At 47.8% G+C, this 17897-nt stretch carries 22 protein-coding genes; 10 read left to right on the top strand and 12 right to left on the bottom strand.

Annotation, left to right across the window (positions count from 1 at the left end):
* The 6 genes from OGV75_RS06990 to OGV75_RS06965 all read left to right on the top strand — a co-directional run.
* Positions 1-168 (top strand): host cell division inhibitor Icd-like protein (locus OGV75_RS06990; RefSeq protein ID WP_286480484.1); only part of this gene is annotated, 168 nt, incomplete at its 5' end.
* Positions 161-460, top strand: coding sequence for a derepression protein (locus OGV75_RS06985; RefSeq protein ID WP_096879244.1), 300 nt, complete (start codon positions 161-163; stop codon positions 458-460). The genes OGV75_RS06990 and OGV75_RS06985, both read left to right, overlap by 8 nt.
* Positions 453-902 (top strand): hypothetical protein, encoded by a 450-nt coding sequence (locus OGV75_RS06980; RefSeq protein WP_155107262.1) that lies wholly within the window; start codon positions 453-455, stop codon positions 900-902. Before OGV75_RS06985 ends, OGV75_RS06980 begins: the two co-directional genes overlap by 8 nt.
* Before the next feature lie 72 nt (positions 903-974).
* Positions 975-1235 (top strand): hypothetical protein, encoded by a 261-nt coding sequence (locus OGV75_RS06975; RefSeq protein WP_052160487.1) that lies wholly within the window; start codon positions 975-977, stop codon positions 1233-1235.
* Positions 1232-1552, top strand: a complete 321-nt coding sequence (locus tag OGV75_RS06970) for a DUF5375 domain-containing protein (RefSeq protein ID WP_016151192.1) — start codon at positions 1232-1234, stop codon at positions 1550-1552. The genes OGV75_RS06975 and OGV75_RS06970 overlap by 4 nt, the downstream gene beginning before the upstream one ends.
* Positions 1553-1566: 14 nt before the next feature.
* Positions 1567-3900 (top strand): primase-helicase zinc-binding domain-containing protein, encoded by a 2334-nt coding sequence (locus OGV75_RS06965; protein ID WP_286480483.1) that lies wholly within the window; start codon positions 1567-1569, stop codon positions 3898-3900.
* 160 nt (positions 3901-4060) lie between these two features.
* On the opposite strand, the gene OGV75_RS06960 is transcribed toward OGV75_RS06965, so the two are convergent.
* Complete coding sequence (locus tag OGV75_RS06960) at positions 4061-5320, bottom strand: tyrosine-type recombinase/integrase (protein ID WP_284882472.1); 1260 nt, start codon at positions 5318-5320, stop codon at positions 4061-4063.
* Between the two features lie 331 nt (positions 5321-5651).
* Between OGV75_RS06960 and OGV75_RS06955 the strand changes: the two genes are divergently transcribed.
* Entirely contained in the window at positions 5652-6902 is a 1251-nt protein-coding gene (locus OGV75_RS06955; RefSeq protein ID WP_099761551.1) for a tyrosine-type recombinase/integrase, read from the top strand.
* Between the two features lie 18 nt (positions 6903-6920).
* Here OGV75_RS06955 and OGV75_RS06950 read toward each other — a convergent pair whose 3' ends face one another.
* From OGV75_RS06950 to OGV75_RS06905, 10 genes are all read right to left on the bottom strand, one after another.
* Positions 6921-7598, bottom strand: coding sequence for a phage baseplate protein (locus OGV75_RS06950; protein WP_099761553.1), 678 nt, complete (start codon positions 7596-7598; stop codon positions 6921-6923).
* 29 nt (positions 7599-7627) lie between these two features.
* A complete protein-coding gene (locus tag OGV75_RS06945; protein WP_108453444.1) occupies positions 7628-9484 on the bottom strand; it encodes a hypothetical protein in 1857 nt (618 codons plus the stop codon).
* A 331-nt stretch (positions 9485-9815) separates the two neighbouring features.
* Positions 9816-10847: a major capsid protein gene (locus OGV75_RS06940; RefSeq protein ID WP_168432780.1), complete on the bottom strand. Its 1032-nt coding sequence runs from the start codon at positions 10845-10847 to the stop codon at positions 9816-9818.
* 16 nt (positions 10848-10863) lie between these two features.
* Positions 10864-11226, bottom strand: coding sequence for a hypothetical protein (locus OGV75_RS06935; RefSeq protein WP_059362641.1), 363 nt, complete (start codon positions 11224-11226; stop codon positions 10864-10866).
* Positions 11223-11447 (bottom strand): hypothetical protein, encoded by a 225-nt coding sequence (locus OGV75_RS06930; protein WP_108453442.1) that lies wholly within the window; start codon positions 11445-11447, stop codon positions 11223-11225. Before OGV75_RS06930 ends, OGV75_RS06935 begins: the two co-directional genes overlap by 4 nt.
* A 686-nt stretch (positions 11448-12133) precedes the next feature.
* Positions 12134-12472: a hypothetical protein gene (locus OGV75_RS06925; RefSeq protein ID WP_286480480.1), complete on the bottom strand. Its 339-nt coding sequence runs from the start codon at positions 12470-12472 to the stop codon at positions 12134-12136.
* Positions 12465-12851 (bottom strand): hypothetical protein, encoded by a 387-nt coding sequence (locus OGV75_RS06920; protein WP_223414177.1) that lies wholly within the window; start codon positions 12849-12851, stop codon positions 12465-12467. Before OGV75_RS06920 ends, OGV75_RS06925 begins: the two co-directional genes overlap by 8 nt.
* A gap of 4 nt (positions 12852-12855) precedes the next feature.
* Positions 12856-13317 (bottom strand): helix-turn-helix domain-containing protein, encoded by a 462-nt coding sequence (locus OGV75_RS06915; RefSeq protein WP_108453441.1) that lies wholly within the window; start codon positions 13315-13317, stop codon positions 12856-12858.
* A complete protein-coding gene (locus OGV75_RS06910) occupies positions 13311-14063 on the bottom strand; it encodes a Fic family protein (RefSeq protein ID WP_108453440.1) in 753 nt (250 codons plus the stop codon). The genes OGV75_RS06915 and OGV75_RS06910 overlap by 7 nt, the downstream gene beginning before the upstream one ends.
* A gap of 57 nt (positions 14064-14120) precedes the next feature.
* Positions 14121-14294, bottom strand: coding sequence for a hypothetical protein (locus OGV75_RS06905; protein WP_023306402.1), 174 nt, complete (start codon positions 14292-14294; stop codon positions 14121-14123).
* Positions 14295-16195: 1901 nt separating this feature from the next.
* On the opposite strand from OGV75_RS06905, the gene OGV75_RS06900 reads away from it, so the two are divergent.
* The 3 genes from OGV75_RS06900 to OGV75_RS06890 all read left to right on the top strand — a co-directional run bounded on the left by OGV75_RS06900 (position 16196) and on the right by OGV75_RS06890 (position 17327).
* The gene (locus OGV75_RS06900; protein ID WP_100255414.1) at positions 16196-16774 is read left to right on the top strand and encodes a tyrosine-type recombinase/integrase; all 579 of its coding nucleotides are present in this window, start codon (positions 16196-16198) and stop codon (positions 16772-16774) included.
* 4 nt (positions 16775-16778) lie between these two features.
* Positions 16779-16982, top strand: a complete 204-nt coding sequence (locus tag OGV75_RS06895; RefSeq protein ID WP_174507875.1) for a hypothetical protein — start codon at positions 16779-16781, stop codon at positions 16980-16982.
* 75 nt (positions 16983-17057) lie between these two features.
* Complete coding sequence (locus OGV75_RS06890) at positions 17058-17327, top strand: hypothetical protein (protein WP_286480476.1); 270 nt, start codon at positions 17058-17060, stop codon at positions 17325-17327.
* A gap of 62 nt (positions 17328-17389) precedes the next feature.
* On the opposite strand, the gene OGV75_RS06885 is transcribed toward OGV75_RS06890, so the two are convergent.
* Positions 17390-17887: a hypothetical protein gene (locus OGV75_RS06885; RefSeq protein ID WP_032643245.1), complete on the bottom strand. Its 498-nt coding sequence runs from the start codon at positions 17885-17887 to the stop codon at positions 17390-17392.
* Positions 17888-17897 lie beyond the last annotated feature (10 nt).

Raw genomic sequence — 17897 nt, 5'->3', positions numbered from 1 at the left:
CAGTTTGTCTTTGTGTTTGCCGCCGTCCGTCGCGCAGACCGTAAGCCCCGTATCTGTATGCTCCGCACCGTTGCCGGTGACGAACTGGCCGCCCGCCGCACCCTTGTCCGCGAATACGTGCTTTCCCTTGCCGCCCGTCTGCCGGTTGTGGAGGTGTCACATGCATAATAAAAACACCCCTCAGACCGTCTCAGCGCGTCGTGATGACCTCAACGCCATCAGTGAACACCTGAGCCTCGAATCATTCCATAAACTCAACCGTGCCTGTGAAACCCTGCAGTATTTCGGCAGTGATTTACGACGCCATGAAATCAACGGACTCAGCCAGCTTTATACCCCGCAAATCCTGAGTTATGTGCATGAGGACATCAGCCATGTGCTCGAAGAACTCAAGGCCAAAGGCCTGTGCCGTGACTTTCTCGCCACGACGTCGGGAAACGGAGGGGAGCACCATGTTTGATTTCCCTCAGCCGGGCGAAACATATCGCTGTACAGGATTTCCTGATGTGGTGGTGTCGGGCGTGCTGGCCGATGGTATTCCGTGGGAAATGCCGTACCGCTGTCCGGGGCTGGTCTGGAATCCGTACCGGCGCACCTACACCATCCTCATTCGTATAATTGCCGGTGGCCGTATGGCAGAAATTCCGCTCGGTCGTTTTTTGCGGGACTTTACCTGTGAGCATCCCGATGTATTTAAGCGCAACCCTGAAAACCGCCACGTCGTATTACGCGAAATAGCGGCTGACCCGGCATTACAGCAATACCGGGCGCGGAATATCGATAACTATCCTGACGATATTCCCCCGGTTAAACGCCCGGCGCCGGTGGCGCATAAATGGCGGAATAATTTCAGGCCGGAAACGGAAATAAAACCGGATAACAGCTACCGCCATTATCTGTAATTAAAAATGACACCCAAAAAATAAAATGTGCGTATCTGCGCAGGGATACGCACGTCCTCAGGAGACGAAATAATGCCTGTTAACAGTACGGAACGGCCGCAGAATATAAACCAGCCCACCATCAGCCGGGCAGACCTTGAATGTCTCGAACATCTTCGCAATGTCGGCCAGCTTGTCGGCGACCTGATGCAGGTGCAGGGCTGCACCTCTTTGCGCCACAATCCGGCGCAGCAGCTACAGCTCACCTCGGTGATTTACCTCATGACTGCCCGGCTCGACGGCGTGGTCGACCGCTGCAATCAGCGCTGGCTGACCGGGGAGGGCAGTGTATGAAAACCGCATTATCTCCCGTTCTGCGCGCTGCACTTTACCGCCGGGCGGTCGCCTGTGCCTGGCTGACCCTGTGCGAACGTCAGCACCGCTACCCGCAGCTCACGCTCAGTACGCTGGAAAGCGCCATTGCCGCCGAGCTGGAGGGCTTCTATCTGCGCCAGCATGGCGAGGAAAAAGGCCGCCAGATTGCCTGTGCGCTGCTCGAAGATTTAATGGAAGCCGGACCATTGAAAGCCGCGCCGTCGCTGTCCTTTCTCGGGCTGGCCGTGATGGATGAACTCTGCGCCCGTCATATCACCGCACCGGCACTGCACTGAGGGAGAAAGTAACGATGAAAATGAACGTAACGGACACCGTAAAACAGGCGTGCGGCCACTGGCCGCGCATTCTCCCTGCGCTGGGTGTGAAGGTGATTAAAAACCACCATCAGGCCTGTCCGGTGTGTGGCGGCTCCGACCGCTTTCGCTTTGACGATAAAGAGGGGCGCGGGACGTGGTTCTGTAACCAGTGCGGCGCGGGGGACGGCCTGAAACTGGTTGAGAAAGTGTTCGGCGTGACCCCGTCAGAGGCGGCCGGGAAGGTGAACGCCGTCACCGGCAACCTGCCGCCGGTTTCCCCGGCGGTGACTGTGGCCGCAGACGCTGAAACTGAGGCCGACCGCAAAGCCGCCGCCGCGCTGGCCGTAAAACTGATGGAGAAAGCCCGCCCGGCCACCGGCAATGCCTACCTCACCCGCAAGGGCTTCCCCGACCGGGAATGTCTGACGCTCACCACCCTGCATAAAACCGGCGGTGTGACGTACCGCGCCGGGGATGTGGTTGTCCCGCTTTATGACGATAGCGGCGCACTGGTTAACGTCCAGCTCATTAACGCTGACGGTCTCAAGCGCACCCTGAAAGGGGGGCAGGTGAAAGGGGCATGTCATATTCTCGACGGGAAAAAAGAGGCGGGAAAACGGCTGTGGATAGCGGAGGGCTATGCGACCGCGCTCACCGTGCATCACCTGACCGGGGAAACCGTCATGGTGGCGCTGTCGTCGGTGAACCTCCTTTCTCTGGCGAGCCTTGCCCGTCACAAATTCCCGGCCTGTCGGATTATCATTGCCGCCGACCGTGACCTTAACGGCGACGGACAGACCAAAGCGTCTGCGGCCGCAGAGTCCTGTGAGGGTGTGGTCGCCCTGCCGCCGGTGTTCGGTGACTGGAATGATGCGTTTATACAGTACTGTGAGGAAGACACGCGCAAAGCCATGTATGACGCCATCCGGCCACCGGCTGACAGCCCGTTCAGCACCATGAGCGAGGCGGAATTTACCGCCATGAGCACCAGTGAGAAAGCCATGCGGGTGCATGAGCATTACGGCGAAGCGCTGGCGGTGGATACGAACGGCCAGCTCCTGTCCCGCTATGAGGCGGGAATATGGAAAATCATTCCGCCGTCGGACTTTGCGCGCGACGTGGCCGGGCTGTTTCAGCGTCTGCGCGCCCCGTTCTCATCGGGGAAAATTGCCTCGGTGGTGGATACCCTGAAACTGATTATTCCGCAGCAGGACGCCCCGGCACGGCGGCTGATTGGCTTTCGTAACGGCGTACTCGATACCAGTACCGGCGTATTCAGCCCACACAGTAAAACGCACTGGCTGCGCACGCTGTGCGACGTGGATTTCACCCCGCCGGTGGAGGGGGAAGCACTGGATACCCACGCGCCAAATTTCTGGCAGTGGCTCGACCGTGCAGCCGGGGGAAACGCTCAAAAACGCGATATCATTCTCGCCGCGCTGTTTATGGTACTGGCGAACCGCTACGACTGGCAGCTCTTTCTCGAAGTCACCGGCCCCGGCGGCAGCGGAAAAAGTATTCTGGCCGAAATCGCTACCATGCTCGCAGGGAAGGATAACACTACCTCGGCCACCATCGAAACGCTGGAATCATCAAGAGAACGTGCGGCCGTAATTGGTTACTCGTTGATTATTCTCCCCGATCAGGAGAAGTGGAGCGGGGATGGTGCAGGTATAAAAGCCATCACCGGTGGCGATGCGGTCTCGGTCGATCCGAAATACCGCGATGCGTACTCCACCCATATTCCGGCGGTGATTCTGGCCGTGAACAACAACCCGATGCGCTTCACCGACCGCAGCGGCGGTGTGTCACGTCGAAGGGTGATTATGCATTTCCCGGAGCAGATAGCCCCGGAAGAGCGTGACCCACAGCTGAAAGACAAAATTGTCCAAGAGTTAGCAGTCATTGTACGTCAGCTTATGCAGATGTTCTGCGATCCTATGACTGCACGAACATTACTTCAGTCACAACAAAACTCTGAGGAGGCAATCAACATCAAACGTGATGCAGATCCAGCCTTTGATTTTTGTGGCTATCTCGAAGCACTGGAACAGCCAAACGGAATGTATATGGGTAACGCCAATATCGTCCCGCGACAGCCCCGCAACTATCTTTATCACGCCTATCTGACCTACATGGAGGCCAACGGGTACAAGAATGTGCTGAGCCTGAAAATGTTCGGGCTGGGGCTACCGATGATGCTCAAAGAGTACGGGGTGAATTACGAGAAACGACATACCCGACAGGGGACACAAACTAACATCACCCTGGCGGATGGAAGCAATTCCGACTGGCTACCCAAGTGTGATGACACACTCGCGATATAACCTGATAAACCGGCGCAAGCCGGTTTTTTCGCATTCAGTAGACAAAGATGAATAATGGACTCTTCACTCATCACGCTTTAATCACCACCTATCACAATGATTTTAAACAATAAATATTCATGGTGAACAGAGTGAGTAGTTAAACGGAAAAAAAGTATATTTATGACTGATACAGCTTAGCAAACTCAAATGGTGTTACATGCGCGTTTGCATTGGCATCTAAATAATCAGCCCACCATTGCACCATCAATCTCCGCTCTTCCAAATGTTCTGCTTTATGAATGTACGCAGCCCGAACGCCGTTTCTTTCCTGATGGCTCATTTGCCTTTCCACCGCGTCACGAGACCATAGCCCGGACTCAACTAACGCACTACACGCCATCGCACGGAAACCATGTCCACATACTTCGGTTTTGGTGTCATAACCCATCCCACGTAAAGCGTTATTGATGGTGTTTTCACTCATGGGTTTAGTTGGATGATGATCGCCGGGGAAGACTAGATCACTATGACCACTTAACATCCTGATTTCTTCGAGTAAGGCTATCGCCTGATGAGATAGGGGTACTAAATGAGTCGTTCTCATTTTCGACCCACGGTGGGAATGTTTGACCCCTTCAATGGCCTCTCGCTCAGCAGGAATAGTCCAAAGTGCTTTCTTGAGATCAATCTCTTTCCATCGTGCAAAACGTAACTCGCTGGAACGGATAAAAACATTGAGGCAAAGTTGAAGAGCCAAACGTGTTAGCAAACGGCCTTTATGGCATTCAATTTTTTGGAGAAAATCAGGTAGTTTCTCAAGAGGTAAAGCAGGTCTGTGAGTCGCTTTTTTTGATGTGATAGCCCCAGCGAGATCTTGTGCTGGATTTCGGTCAATGAGACCACTTTGCACGGCGTAGCGCATAATACCGGTGATACGTTGCTGTAAACGAGAGGCTACATCCAGACGCCCGCTCAGTTCGACTTCACGCAAAGGAAGCAAGAGATCTCGTGTAGACAAATCTGCAATATTTCTGGCACCAATAGCTGGAAGTATATTGCGCTCTAAATCGCGCCATACCCTTTCAGCGTGACCGCTAGACCAACGCTTATTGTTCGAATGCCAATCTTTCGCCACTTTTTCAAAAGTATTCAACGCTGCTTGTTCTTGCTCTCTTACTTCTTCCTTTTTTGCATTAGGGCTAATGCCATCAGCTAGCAAGAGACGCAGCTCATCACGCTTCTCACGTGCTTTGGCAAGGGATACGAGAGGGTAAGCTCCCAAAGCAACCCGGCTTTCTTTGCCTTCAAAACGATATTTGAGATACCAGCGTTTAGAACCAGTTGGTTTAACTAAGAGATATAAGCCGTGGGAGTCTGTGAGTTTGTATTCTTTTTCGCGGGGCTTTGCTGTGCGGGCTGCTACGTCTGTGATAGCCATAAATTGGGGGTCAATCCTTTATCGAACCGAGCTGACCACCATTCTGACCCCCATTAGTACTGGATGTCAACGGATGTCCTCGGACGAATCAGGACCAAAAAAAAAGCCTTTCGGCTTTATTTTTAGTAACTTACGGACTGTTACGGACGTTCTCGAACATTCAAATGGTGCCGAAGGCCGGACTCGAACCGGCACGTATTTCTACGGTCGTTCGCTTGCCTGGCAAGCTCCTGTAATGCTTTGAATCAACTGCAAAAACAGGAAAAGACTTCGACATTTCACACTATTCAAATTCAAGTGCAAAAGCCCTGACAAAATAGCTGGGGTTTGCATGATTTACAAGAGAGATCGTTATCTGGTTTTAGATCCTTGCGGAAACTATCTGGTGAGGATTGCCATACCAAAGTACATGCGCCATCTGTTCGGAGGGCGACACAACTATGTGAAGAGCACAGGCACACGCGATGTACGCGAAGCCCGACTCTTTCGTGATGCGGTGGCCCTGGAGTGGATCAAGATACGTAGCCAGCTAAAGCCAGAGCGTGATAAAGGCTCGAAGGTGGAGCAAATACTGAATGAGCTACGCCGGATCGGGACGTATGCACACGAAGCGCCAGAGCCATTAAGCGCCCCTGTAATGAGTTGCCCTTCCCTTTTGAGAATGCGGGATCAGTACATTCTCCAGTTCAGCGAGAAGCGCAAGCTCACCACCCTATCGAAGACAAACAAAGCCGTAGAAGTGCTCTTAGAACATCTGAAAAAGCGCGATGTTCAGCTTCGTGACATTAACCGAACCGCCGTTACAGGCTGGCTTGATCAGCTCAAGACGGAGAAAGCGCCCCAGACGATACAAAACTACGTTAGTGCATTGGCTCAAATTTGGGATCTGGCTCGTAACCGCTATCACGATGCCCCACAGGAAAACATCTGGCGCGGTCATGCGCTGGAGGCCAAAAGTAGCAAGGTGAGCTATGAAGTGTTTGAACCTGGCGAATTGGCGAAAGTGTTCGCAGTGATGGCAGATGATGAAGAGATGCAGAATGTAACGCTGATCGGCATGTATAGCGGTATGCGTCTTAATGAAATCTGTTCGCTATGCTCCAGCAACATCAAGGAGATTGAGGGAGTGTTATGTTTCGAAGTGACAGAGGGTAAGAGCAAATCAGCCGCTCGTATTATCCCATGCCATAGCCTGATCACTCCGTTGGTGTTGTCGCTTCGTGAGAAGCCCTACAACGGCTTTTTATTCTATCGTGCCTCTATCACTGACCGTGCAGACGGGAAACGCTCAACGTGGCATTCACAGCGTTTTACGAGGGCTAAACGTAAGGCATTGGGTGAAGCGGGAACAGAGTTGAAAGTTTTCCACAGCTTACGCCATCAGGTGGCCCAAATACTGGACAGGGGCGGCGTAGGAAATAAGAATTTAAAGCCAGTGCCAGAAGACCGGATCGCCCTTCTCCTGGGTCATGAGCGCGGCTCTACGGAGAGTTTCAAAACATACTCCAAAAATGCCGCTTCTCCCGTTGAGCTACAACAATACATCGAATTACTACGTTATCCAGAGATAGAGAACCAATAAAAAAGGGGCGTAAGCCCCTTATTTATTATTAAACTCCGTAGTAACAGTATCACCTTCGGTTTTCTTAGGTGCATTATTCACTACCTTCTGTTTCACCGTACCACCAATAGATTTATTTCCCTGCGTTTTAGTCGCAATTACATTAACTGTAGCAGTGCTAACAAGCCTGATCTGTTCAAATTCAAGATCGAATTGCATAGCAAATTCAGATTTATAATCGTAACTGATACCAGAGAGAATGACATTTTCATACACTTTGTGCTCTGTCACTAATGTAATAGGCTGACGACTATCAAAGATTTTATCAAGATACTGGATAGCCTGAGAAATACGAGTGCCATTAACGCCAGCACTGTATAATAAATCTTTCTCAAGCCTTACCGGAGTTTCGGTAATAATCCCCGACAGCTTGAATGTATTATTCTTAATCTGAACGTGATCACTCACCTCAGCCCCGCTTTCTACCGGATAGCTTGTTACATCAGCCTGTCTGCGTATTCCCGTGTCTGTCACGGCATCAAATACAATTGCCTGATAATTTTGAATGTAGCTATCAGAAGCTGGATTATAAACAGATGCGAGGATAGTGAATCCGTTTTCACCTTTATTACGGGTAGCACTGCTGTTATTACTATTTGAGGTGGAATTAATCCCTTGCGAGGAATTACCAATAGTTAAACTGCCTGGTGTTGCCATTTATACTTATTCCTTGAGAATGGGCGGTATTACCCGCCCGTTGATGATTGTCCAGAGGAAACAGCAAGTACCATGCGCTGATTGTTCTGATTAATACGCTGATCTACGCTCGCATTTAGCATGTTTCCGAATGTCGGATCAGGGGAAATAGTGAGAGAGATCATTCCTTCCGGTAGATTATTTTGTAATAGCACTGGCTGCACCACTGTATTATTAGCTGGCGGTGTTACTGTAGCCGCTGCGGATTGTTTCAACATCGAGACAGGAGAATAATCACCGTTAGCGCTCTGTGCGTAGCTGCTAACATCCTGCGCCCCGCTCGTACCGTTCCACCACTCGCGCACCGTATCAAACACATTAGGCTCATGTGTGGCCTTAGGCTGGCTGGCTCCGTAGGCGTTAGCCACTGGATTACTTCCAGGCTGTGCAGGTGCTGACGTTGTGCCGTAATGCTGGCTAACAGCCTCTTTAGTGGTGTTGTCGCCGTTCAGAAGATTCAGCTTTCCAGTGATCCAGTTGGTCATCTTCATTAAGCCATCTACAACATCACCCGCCGCCTTGCCTAAGCCTTTGAAGAAGGGTAACGCTTCCTGCATCGCTTCCTTAAACTCTTTAACCGTCGCAGGGTCGAGAGACTCCATGAAACCTTCGAAGAATGCCAACTTCTGGCTATCGTTGAGAATGTCCATTTCCTGATTGAATTTACGGTATGCAACAAGCTGATCCTGTTGTTCCTGGTTCAACCACTGCCCGTTACGCTTGAGCACATCCACCTGATCAGTGAGTGCCTTACCACCATTCATAAACGCTTTATGGTATAGGCCCAGGTCATCACCTAACTGTTCCAACGATGCGAGGATTTGCTCTGGTGATTTGCCCTGCTTCTCTAACGTGTTGGTATAGGCAGAAACAAAGCCCATCGCGTTAGTTTGGTAGGACTGCAAATCTTTCAAAGTGAATCCGGCAGTGTTCACTGCTGACAGAATCCCCTGATCACCACCTTTGTATTGTCCCGACTTCTTATCGTATTTAGCTTCATTGAGAGTTTGACCGATGCGATCTTGAATGTCCTTATAGTTATCAAGGAGTTTACGCTGACCTTGAATACCCATTCCCGAATCGATCCCGTTAGCGGTAGCGTATTGGCTTTGGGCTTGTAGAGCGTTGTAATCCACACCGCCCAATCTGGCACGTTGCACAATCTCGCTACGCTCTTCCTGGGCTGTTACAGCATCTTTCCCCCATGAATAAGCACCGTAAGCCGCCGCACCCACACCTGCGCCAGCAAGCGCACCAGTGCCTAACCCCATAAGCCCGCCTGTAATCGCTCCAGAGCCACCTACAGGAGCCGTAGCGCCTCGTTTAGCTGCTTCCCTACGTGAAGCATTGAGCCTGCGATAACCCTGCTGGAGGCGCTTAATCTCGCTGTTCTGACGTTGTAGGCTGATCGTTCCATCAGCATAACTACGGGTTATTTTGCTGGCCTGTAATGCAGCCTGTGTAAGCTCAACATTGGTAAGGTGCTGCATACTCTTAAAGCTGCTTGCCGTGTCGAGGAGTTTTAGCTCCGCACGTTCACGGCGCTGTGAGTTTCTCGCGGCCTCTTTCGCTGCCTGAGCCTCTACACGGGCTTGCGCCTTAGCTGCCCTTGCCTTTTCTCGTTCATCGCTATTACGTGGCTTAGAGGCTTTCTTATTCAGCTTATCTAATTCTCTTTCAGCAGACTTTAGCCCTTGGCTGAATCTCTTCATGTTTATTGTGGGGTCTTTAATACCTTTCGCTTTCTTCTGAATCTGGTCAAAAGCATCAAGGGCTGTCTTCATAGAATTACGGTCAACGCTGAATGTCACCGTGTTATTAATTTTACTGGTCTGAATTTCAAGCATGATTATTCACCGCCTTTCTTTTCGTTCACAAGATAATTAAGTGCATCTGATACACTCATTCCTCTGAAAATAAGTTGTCTTAAATGTGAATGACTAACATCAAGCGCTCTCGATACGGCTGCCAAATTGAGTATTTGCTCTGCGCTTGTATCATTAAGTTGTAAATGTAAGCCTCGACTCTTTAGGATAATTTCCAATTTTATCTTTCCTCTTATTCTGGAAATAAAAAAGGGCGGGAACACTGGGGAGATTTGCGCTCTCATAGTTCCCAACGTTCACACGCCCTATTCAAAGCCTGATTATTCCCAGCGGGTCAGGCTCCCGCTTGCTCCTATTCGGAGGCTTTAATGTGAACGGAGAAGTTCAGGCCGTGGTTAACTGGCAGTGCTGAGTTCTCGGAAATCACATTGATTGCGTTACCGCGCTCGCTTTCGAAGCTCCAGCTATAAACTTCCGCAGGTGCTGCATTAAGAAGTTCAAATGTTGAGGAAGCTGCACCGTAGATGTTGGTGTAAATACCGCTACCCTTAGCAAATTGCGGGATAGCGATAGCATCGGCATCACCCATCTGTGCGAGTAATAGCGGATCTGTCACCTTGATCACATCGACGTTTGAGCCGGGGATCGAGAAGGTGCTTACGCCTGGCAGGAGGTCACGACGCTGGAATACTACGTTCCCTTCGTCCAGTGGGCTGACATAGCGGAAAGCCGCTTCCATTGCAGGGCTGAAACGCAGATCGCTATAGAAGCCACCCTTAGCAAATACAATAATTCTCTCTACTGCTGCCGCCTGGCTTTGTGCCGCTTCGGTGATTTGACTCACCATGTCGTCAATTGCACGTAGGGTGCTGCTGTCTGTAGCAGTGAGATCAAGCGTGGTGTTCATTGGCGCTACGCCGAACAGGTCGCCAAAGTCGATTAACAGATCGTCTGTCTTAGGCGTATACACCTGACCAGAGAAGAGAGATCGTGCAAGATAGCTTTCGCGAGTGCGCATAAACGCTACAGCGTGTTTATTCATGTAATCGCTGTAAATGTCTGTCACTGTTTCTTGAATGTCGCTTCCTGGCTTACGTTTGCCCTGAATGTCTGCTGGGACAATGAGATCTTCCCTCATAAAGAAAGGAAGCTCAATAAGCCATTCTTTACCACTCTGGCGTGCTGTTACGTTATGCTGATTCGAGAACCTTGCAGTAGGCTGATTGTACAGACTGGTGTTATCTTCCAGCAGACGGGACACACTCACTTTATGAGATGTAACTCCGTCGCCATCAAAAATGTTTAGTGACGACAGTAAAAAATTGCGGGTGCTGGTTAGCTGGAATAATGGGGAAAGGTCGATACGCTCGTTTCCAATAATCATTATTTATCTTCCTTGCTTAAGAGGTGAAAAATTCACGAGTGGCGAAGCCTTGCGCCTGTAATGCGCTGATCGCTGCTGCGTGGTTAGCTGCGTTGAGATTGTCGCTCTTGAGGGCAACGTATGATCCAACATTGGGAGCACGTAGGACGTTCACTGGCTTATTACTACCTGCTGTAACGAAGTCTGAGACGACGACATAAGCCACATTCCCAGATGTATAGAGAGCGCCGGAAGCGTCTATAACATCGCCGCACTGCACATCAGCAGGAAGAGAAGCGAACACTTTACTGTCTACTGCTGCAAAATTATCGGTCGCAGCACTCACAATGTCTGTGTAGCTTTTACGAACCGGAAAAACGTCTGATAGGGTGATAATCATTGTTTGGTTGATTCCTTTTTTACTTTATTGGCGATCCGTTCCTGAATACTTAATTTATTTGGATTGGTGTTTTCAGAAGGGAAATACTGGTCTACAGCCTTTTCTATTTCTTCTACAGTGCATCCTGCCATTTCAGCCACTTTAGCTATCATTTCAGGGTTACACAAAATCACTTCATCTTTGTATTTTAGGATTCGGTCGCGATTATTTAATAAGAACATTGTTGTTGTTCCTTCGCGTTGGTCTGTGCATTAATTACGAAAGCATTAATAACGAAAGCGTTACACACAGATTGTTAAAAAGGGGCGATTAAGCCCCTGGAGAGAATGCCCCTTGCTAAAGAAAGCATTATTAACGTCATTTTTCAGGAGAAATGAAGTTAAGAATACAATCTAATAAAAAGACCCCCGTTTTATTATCTTAGGAGATTTAAAAAGATCGGGGGTACTTTGCATCTGTTAAACGTGAAGCCCTTCACGCTGGCAATAACAGATCTTGATTTCATTATCTATTAGCTGACACTTTCGGGAGTGTTATTAATAGAAGATTGCCAGCTTAACGTAATTCCTGAACCTCTCACAATTCAAGGGTAGTTAAGTCTGACTACATTCATCCTAACGGAATGAATGAGGGATAAAGAGCGAATGCTCTTTTTGAAAAGGTCGGAGATGCGCGGGTGATTGCATGTAATGCCAACACAACGAGACATTACATCCCGCGCATTCCTTCGGAACTAAACAAAAAAGAAGAAGAAAGAACCAACACTTTCAAAAAAAGCATTCAAAAGAGAGTGCCGCTATGGGAAACGGCATTCAGGAGGGGGGAAGTGATTCGAATACTTACCCTAATACTACTTTAACATAAAAGTGACAACAATGCAAGCAATTTATTCACTTTAACTGCATTTTTATTCAAATTCACTTACTGCGCATTTCTCCGCAATGCTAACGGCAAGCTCTCCCAACTCAAGCGTGATGAATTGCAGGGAGCAAGCAAGCTCCTCAAGGGCATTCGCTGCTCTCCACGTCTGATCAGTGGTGATGGTGCTACCGTCACGCTCCACCAAACGAGCTACAGAGGTTTGAAGATGCTCAAGGGCTGTGATGGCTTGCTCTGTATGTCTGACAGCGTTCAGGAGGCTCTCAGGTGTTGCTGTGATGTATGTTTTATTCACTTCCTGTAGTAGCGGGAGGTGATAATTATCTTCGAAACTAAGGAGTAGAGATTGAATTGTGTCGTTAGTCATTATAATTTTCCTTATCGTCATTAAATAAAAAATCCAAATCGGCAGTGTAATTGCTCAGATTATTTATCTGTGAGTACCCCACCCAATCAGTGTAATTTTCAGCGAATAGTTGCCATTTTTTGAGATTGGAAGAATCAACCTGGTATTCACGTCTACGGCGGGGTTTATAGAAAACATTTTCAGAAGAGGCTAAAACATCCTGCAATAGTTCAAACTCTGATCCGGTTGGAACCGTTGGAGGGTGTTCTATTACTTCGGTGATCCATTCCCCTGGAATAGACTCTCGTGCGAGGTCTTGTAGAGAACAGGTGTATTTACGTTTGCTGGCGCGTGTCGCTTGTTCTATCCGTTTAATCGGATTTCGTTCTTTTCGTCCCATTCATTTACTCAGATAAAAGTGTAATGTCGCAACCTTTACCGCGACCAGGTTTGATTAACGTAGTTGTTAAATAACCATTGCGGCGTAGCTTGCGGATTGCACTGGATACAGTGGCTACACTTATTCCCAATACTTTTGCGATTGATTCCTGCTTCACATTTGTTAATGATGGCAGTGATTCGAGGTGCATTAAAACCAGACGTTCAGAGGGTGATAAATTCTTATCGTGGAGATGTTGGGAAGATAATTTACACTCTATCTCTTTAGGTGGTTTCATCGCTGCATTGAATAGCGTAACAAGAGCATTGGCATAATTTGATTCACCTCGATCAGCATAAACATCTACAAGCTCTTGAGCTTGTTCGAATGCAACGCCTCTTTCAACTTCTGGATTTAGTAAACTGGCAAGATGGATAATGTTTAAATCGCGTTCAGAGTATTGTTTAGGTGCAACTGTTTTTAACATAGATGTTTTATTTCCTCATAGATTGTTTTAAGTTTTGGATTCTTCTCTGTGTCCAGGTATCCGTTAATAAGTAGCCATCTGATTTTCGGATGTTGTGAAACAGGTAAATTCTTGTCTGGGTTTTCCCATTCATCCCGATACCCCTCAAGAAAGTTTAAATTGACTGGCTCTATCTTAATTTCTTTAGCTGGAATGGAGGCGGGTTTCTTCGTAGGCATTTGCTTTGGCTTCTCCGGCTTCGGATCTGCTTTGGCCTCTTCTGGCACTGGCTGCTGTTTTTCTTCCTCTGCCTCTGGTGCTACGTCTTCTTTAGCTTTGCCAAACACTGGATGTTTTAGGCAATCTACCCATTCCGGCGGGGTATCTCGCTCCATCGCATTACGATCACGTTCAAAGATGAAGTTTTCCGGCGTGAGTGGCGTTATAGTCCATTGGTTTGATCGCTTTGGCTTATTACTGGCGATCAGTCCAATTTTCTTCAACTTTGCAACAATACGTGTTGCTGTTGCAGAACTAACACCAATACTTGCACCAAGCTGATCAATGTCATCGTAATAAGTACCGCCCAGCTCTATAGCAAAAAGATAATAGCGATGGCGCATTCTTCCGTAAAACTGTTTATCAGCAGGAGATAGGGATTCTGTAACACCTGTTTTAAGATTGGTGATCCTGGTACATTCGTTAAATGCGTCTTCAATCGGTACGTATTTGAATACATCGGTGTTGATGTACTTAATTTTGGTCATAGAAAATTGTTCCTTGTATGTCGTCCCCGCTTAAGCGGTTAATAGGTGAGTTTGGGATCACTTGCCCTCTGTTAATTTCTCCGCATGTTGGTCAAGAATAGAAAGAATGTATTCTCTTACGGTAATTCTCTGTGCTCTCGCTGCCTTAAAAAGGGCTTGAAACGTTGAATCATCAATTTTCAGAGTAGTGAATGCCTTCCCCTTTGGGGTTGCGTTTATAATGTCGCTCATGTGGTTTTCTCCTTCTGGCTTAATTGTTGGTGGTGGTATTTGCCTGTTCAGCTTTCCACTGATCGTAAAGTTCTATTCCTTTACGTAATCGTTCAGCGTGTTCGAAATAACCTTGACGCTGTGCCGCTGCTCGCTGGCTGTTAATTGCCTTACGTGTTTGGCTTCCGGCTTTTAAAGCCTCAAAGACAACTTCTGGATTAAAATACTTAATGTGGGTTCTCCTTGCGTTAGATACACGAAAACACCATCCAGGGAGAACGTTAATAACGTTGCCTGATAGTGCGGTGTATTTTGGATTTTAGGGGTCGGCAGAATGCCTTAGAAGTTGACAGGATGAATGCTTTCATCACCCTACTTAGTTACTCTATCATGAAATGATTTAAATGTCAAGACATTTTCATTATAATTTCCCATTACAGATAATAGCACCCCCCACCAATTGTGATCAACCTCTATTAATCATCACGAAGCGCTCTGTATCGCGTTACAGGCGGTTTGCATACACATGCACTACATCGGTATTCCTGACCTTGCTTAAAGTGCTCTACAGGCCTCCTGTGCGCCTTCTGGCACTTACCGAAACCAATAGCACAACTACAGAGGGATAACGGTAGTTATCAGGATAGTAGGGGTTGGTATTGGATTGAGGCTGGATGAACTGGAGCCATCAGCGACCAGTGAAGCCTTAGCCGTTGGCTAACTTTGCATGGATGAAATGCGGAGCATGGAAGACAGGTAGAAGTTATGCCGAAAGATCTTGCGCACACGGCGCATAGCTTTTGTGCCTCGTTTCACGAGGGGCGAAGCCCTGGCACAATTACAGATAGATACGCTACGCTGCGTCGTGAGCGGCTGACCGAGTAGCCACCCAAAGGCGAATCAGGTCACTTGCCAGGCGATACACGCCAGCAAAGCGAATCTTTCACAAGATCTTCTAAAAGCTCTCTTTTAGAGATCGCTTTTAGAATCTCTTTGTATAGAACATCAATTTGATGTGTAGTTTGCCGATCTATACATCATTTTGATGTATGCAATCATGCTTATGTACATCATTTTGATGTATACCCGCTGCTCACTGATACAGACATACATCATTTTGATGTGCATCATCACCTTTGAATCAGTGCCAAATTGACACCAATTAGGGTTAGCCTGTTGCTCTGCCCTCTCCGAACTACCCCATGCAACAACCCGCAGTAATTCCAATCAAAAGGACAGTAAAGCCCTACTTAATCCAGGATTAAGCCAATCTAAATAATCCATCTCTCACGCTCTGTAAATCACTTTCTAACTATCGATGTACATTACCTCACTTTTCGTAAAGCCACACGGCGCAAGGCTCACAGCAATCATTGTCCACTAAGAGCACTTTCATGACAGGTGCCATGTGCTGAACGAGTTTTAAATTGAAGCGATGTTTCTTTTTTCATACTCAAAACCCTTTCATTTGAGAATAATTCTCATCAACGTAGATCGCATCGCCGCAAATGAGAATAGCTATCATCTATCATGCAAAACCCACCCGATTCGATACAATTTAGTAAAGTGTATTCTGTAACTCATTGATTCTATTCAATCAGTACACTTTTCCATCACTTCACCGTGCAAACAGGGGTAACTCCCCGTCATCGAAAATAAATTTCTTGACATAACCACCGTTTCATGAATCATTGGCTAAATTGAATTTATTGTTAATTTTCAATCTGTTACAGATATTCGGTGCTGACGGACAGCAGAATTGGGGCGGCCTTGATCACGCCGTTAAGCAACTCAAGCAACCGCGCACACATTTTGATCATTTTGTGCTCTTCTTAACCATACGTATCGTACAACCTGTTGAAAATGATCAATTTCTGATCAATGATGATTTTAACGAAAAGAACAAGAGGAGAAGCAACAAGATGAAAGGAATTAGCCAGGCGCTCAAGAGTGCAGACGAAGTTAAAGCAGTGGCAGCAGAGCTACAGCGCAACGCCAGAAGCAACCTGTTCTATTGCTTGTGGGTGTTTATGTATGAATCGGGCTTGCGTATCTCTGACGTGCTCAAGCTCAAGTATGAGGATGTAGAGGGGCAATCTCACCTCAAGGTGAAGCAGGAGAAAACCGGAAACGTGGTGAGGCCAAAAGTTACAGCGTCCATGCTTTCAGTGGTAGCACAACGCAAGGCAGAGCAAGCGAAGATGCCTGTAGCTACAGATTTCATTTTCAGTGCTGCCACATTACGCAGCAAAGGCCAGCCAGTGACACGTAACACCGTGTTTGCTGAATTTGGGAAGATGGGAAGGAGAGCGGGATTCTCTAACGTAGGATGCCATACACCACGTAAAAGCCGTGGGCGCGTGATGTTCGATGCAGGGGTGGCTATAGAGACAATCGCCCATTTCCTGGGACAGACAGATCCACGGTCAACGATGTATTACATCGGGTATGGTCAAGATGTGCAGGACGATTTAACAGAGGAGTTTTCTTTAGAATGGTGATCACATGAAGCGCTTACTTTACGTGCTGGTACTGCTGCCGCTGGCGACTCATGCAGGACAAATTACGATGACTCGCCCAGAGGAGGAACAGACGGAGAACGGAAAAACGCTATGCACGTATCAGAACAGCAATTACCTGTTCACCTACGTAACTAAGGGGAAATGTCCCTATGCGAAAACCTTCAATACAGAGGATTCGGAAGAGTGAAAAAAGAGGAAGAGCCAATCACCAGCTTTATCTGGTGTGGTGCTACGGTGTGCGTTTATAAGCAGGTAGTGAAGTTTGCAGGGACGACAATACAGCGTCACCTGTTACCAACAAACCTTAGAAGAGCAGTTGATCAGCAAGTGGCAGGGGCCGCCAACCACCAAGAAGCCAGCCCCCGCCGTATTCAACATTCCCAACGGAGAGAAGGAAATGCAGAACAGCAGCATTATGGCTTTAGCGCTCGCGCTGTGCAACGCAGAACAAGGTCAAGCGGTTAAAGTACCAGCAATGACAGGAAGCCAGCTTCATTTGCTTATGATGTGGCTTCGGGCTTTACAGGAATGATACGAGGGGGCGCAATGCCCCCTTTGGATTTATGGTGTTAGGTGCGTTCGTTGCGTAAGGGCTTAAAGATTAGAAGTATCGCTTGCCACCCTACTGTTTGGAATGTAACGAACAACTGTTTGGGCCATGATCCCAGAAATGACCATCTTACTTAACTCAACCGTAGTGTCAGGAAGTTTCCAGGTTACTTTATCTGAATCTGAAAACTCAGGTTTCCCATACTTCTGAGTTAACAATTGACTCAATGTGCCAAATTGACTCGCAGCGATACCTTCATTTTTTTTCTCATTACTGGCTACATTCGTTTGTACAAGACGATCTGCGCTATTGAAAAGGAATGTGACAGTATAAAGACCGCTACCGATCGATACATTATCAATCCGCACTTTTCCAAAATTATCTTTATACTTCTCTGGTGAGATCAGATGTGCGCCATTGCCTTGAGCCGCAACAACTTCTGACGGATTCATGTCCCATTTAGTATTTCCATAACCAATACCCTTAGCGAATGAGAGCAGAGGTAAAGTTAGAATCACGAAAGCCATTAGTAATTTTTTCATTCCATCCCCA

The sequence above is a fragment of the Citrobacter sp. Cb028 genome, assembly GCF_030336705.1.
In the GTDB taxonomy this organism is placed as follows: domain Bacteria; phylum Pseudomonadota; class Gammaproteobacteria; order Enterobacterales; family Enterobacteriaceae; genus Citrobacter; species Citrobacter braakii.
This window is presented reverse-complemented; position numbering and strand designations above follow the sequence as displayed.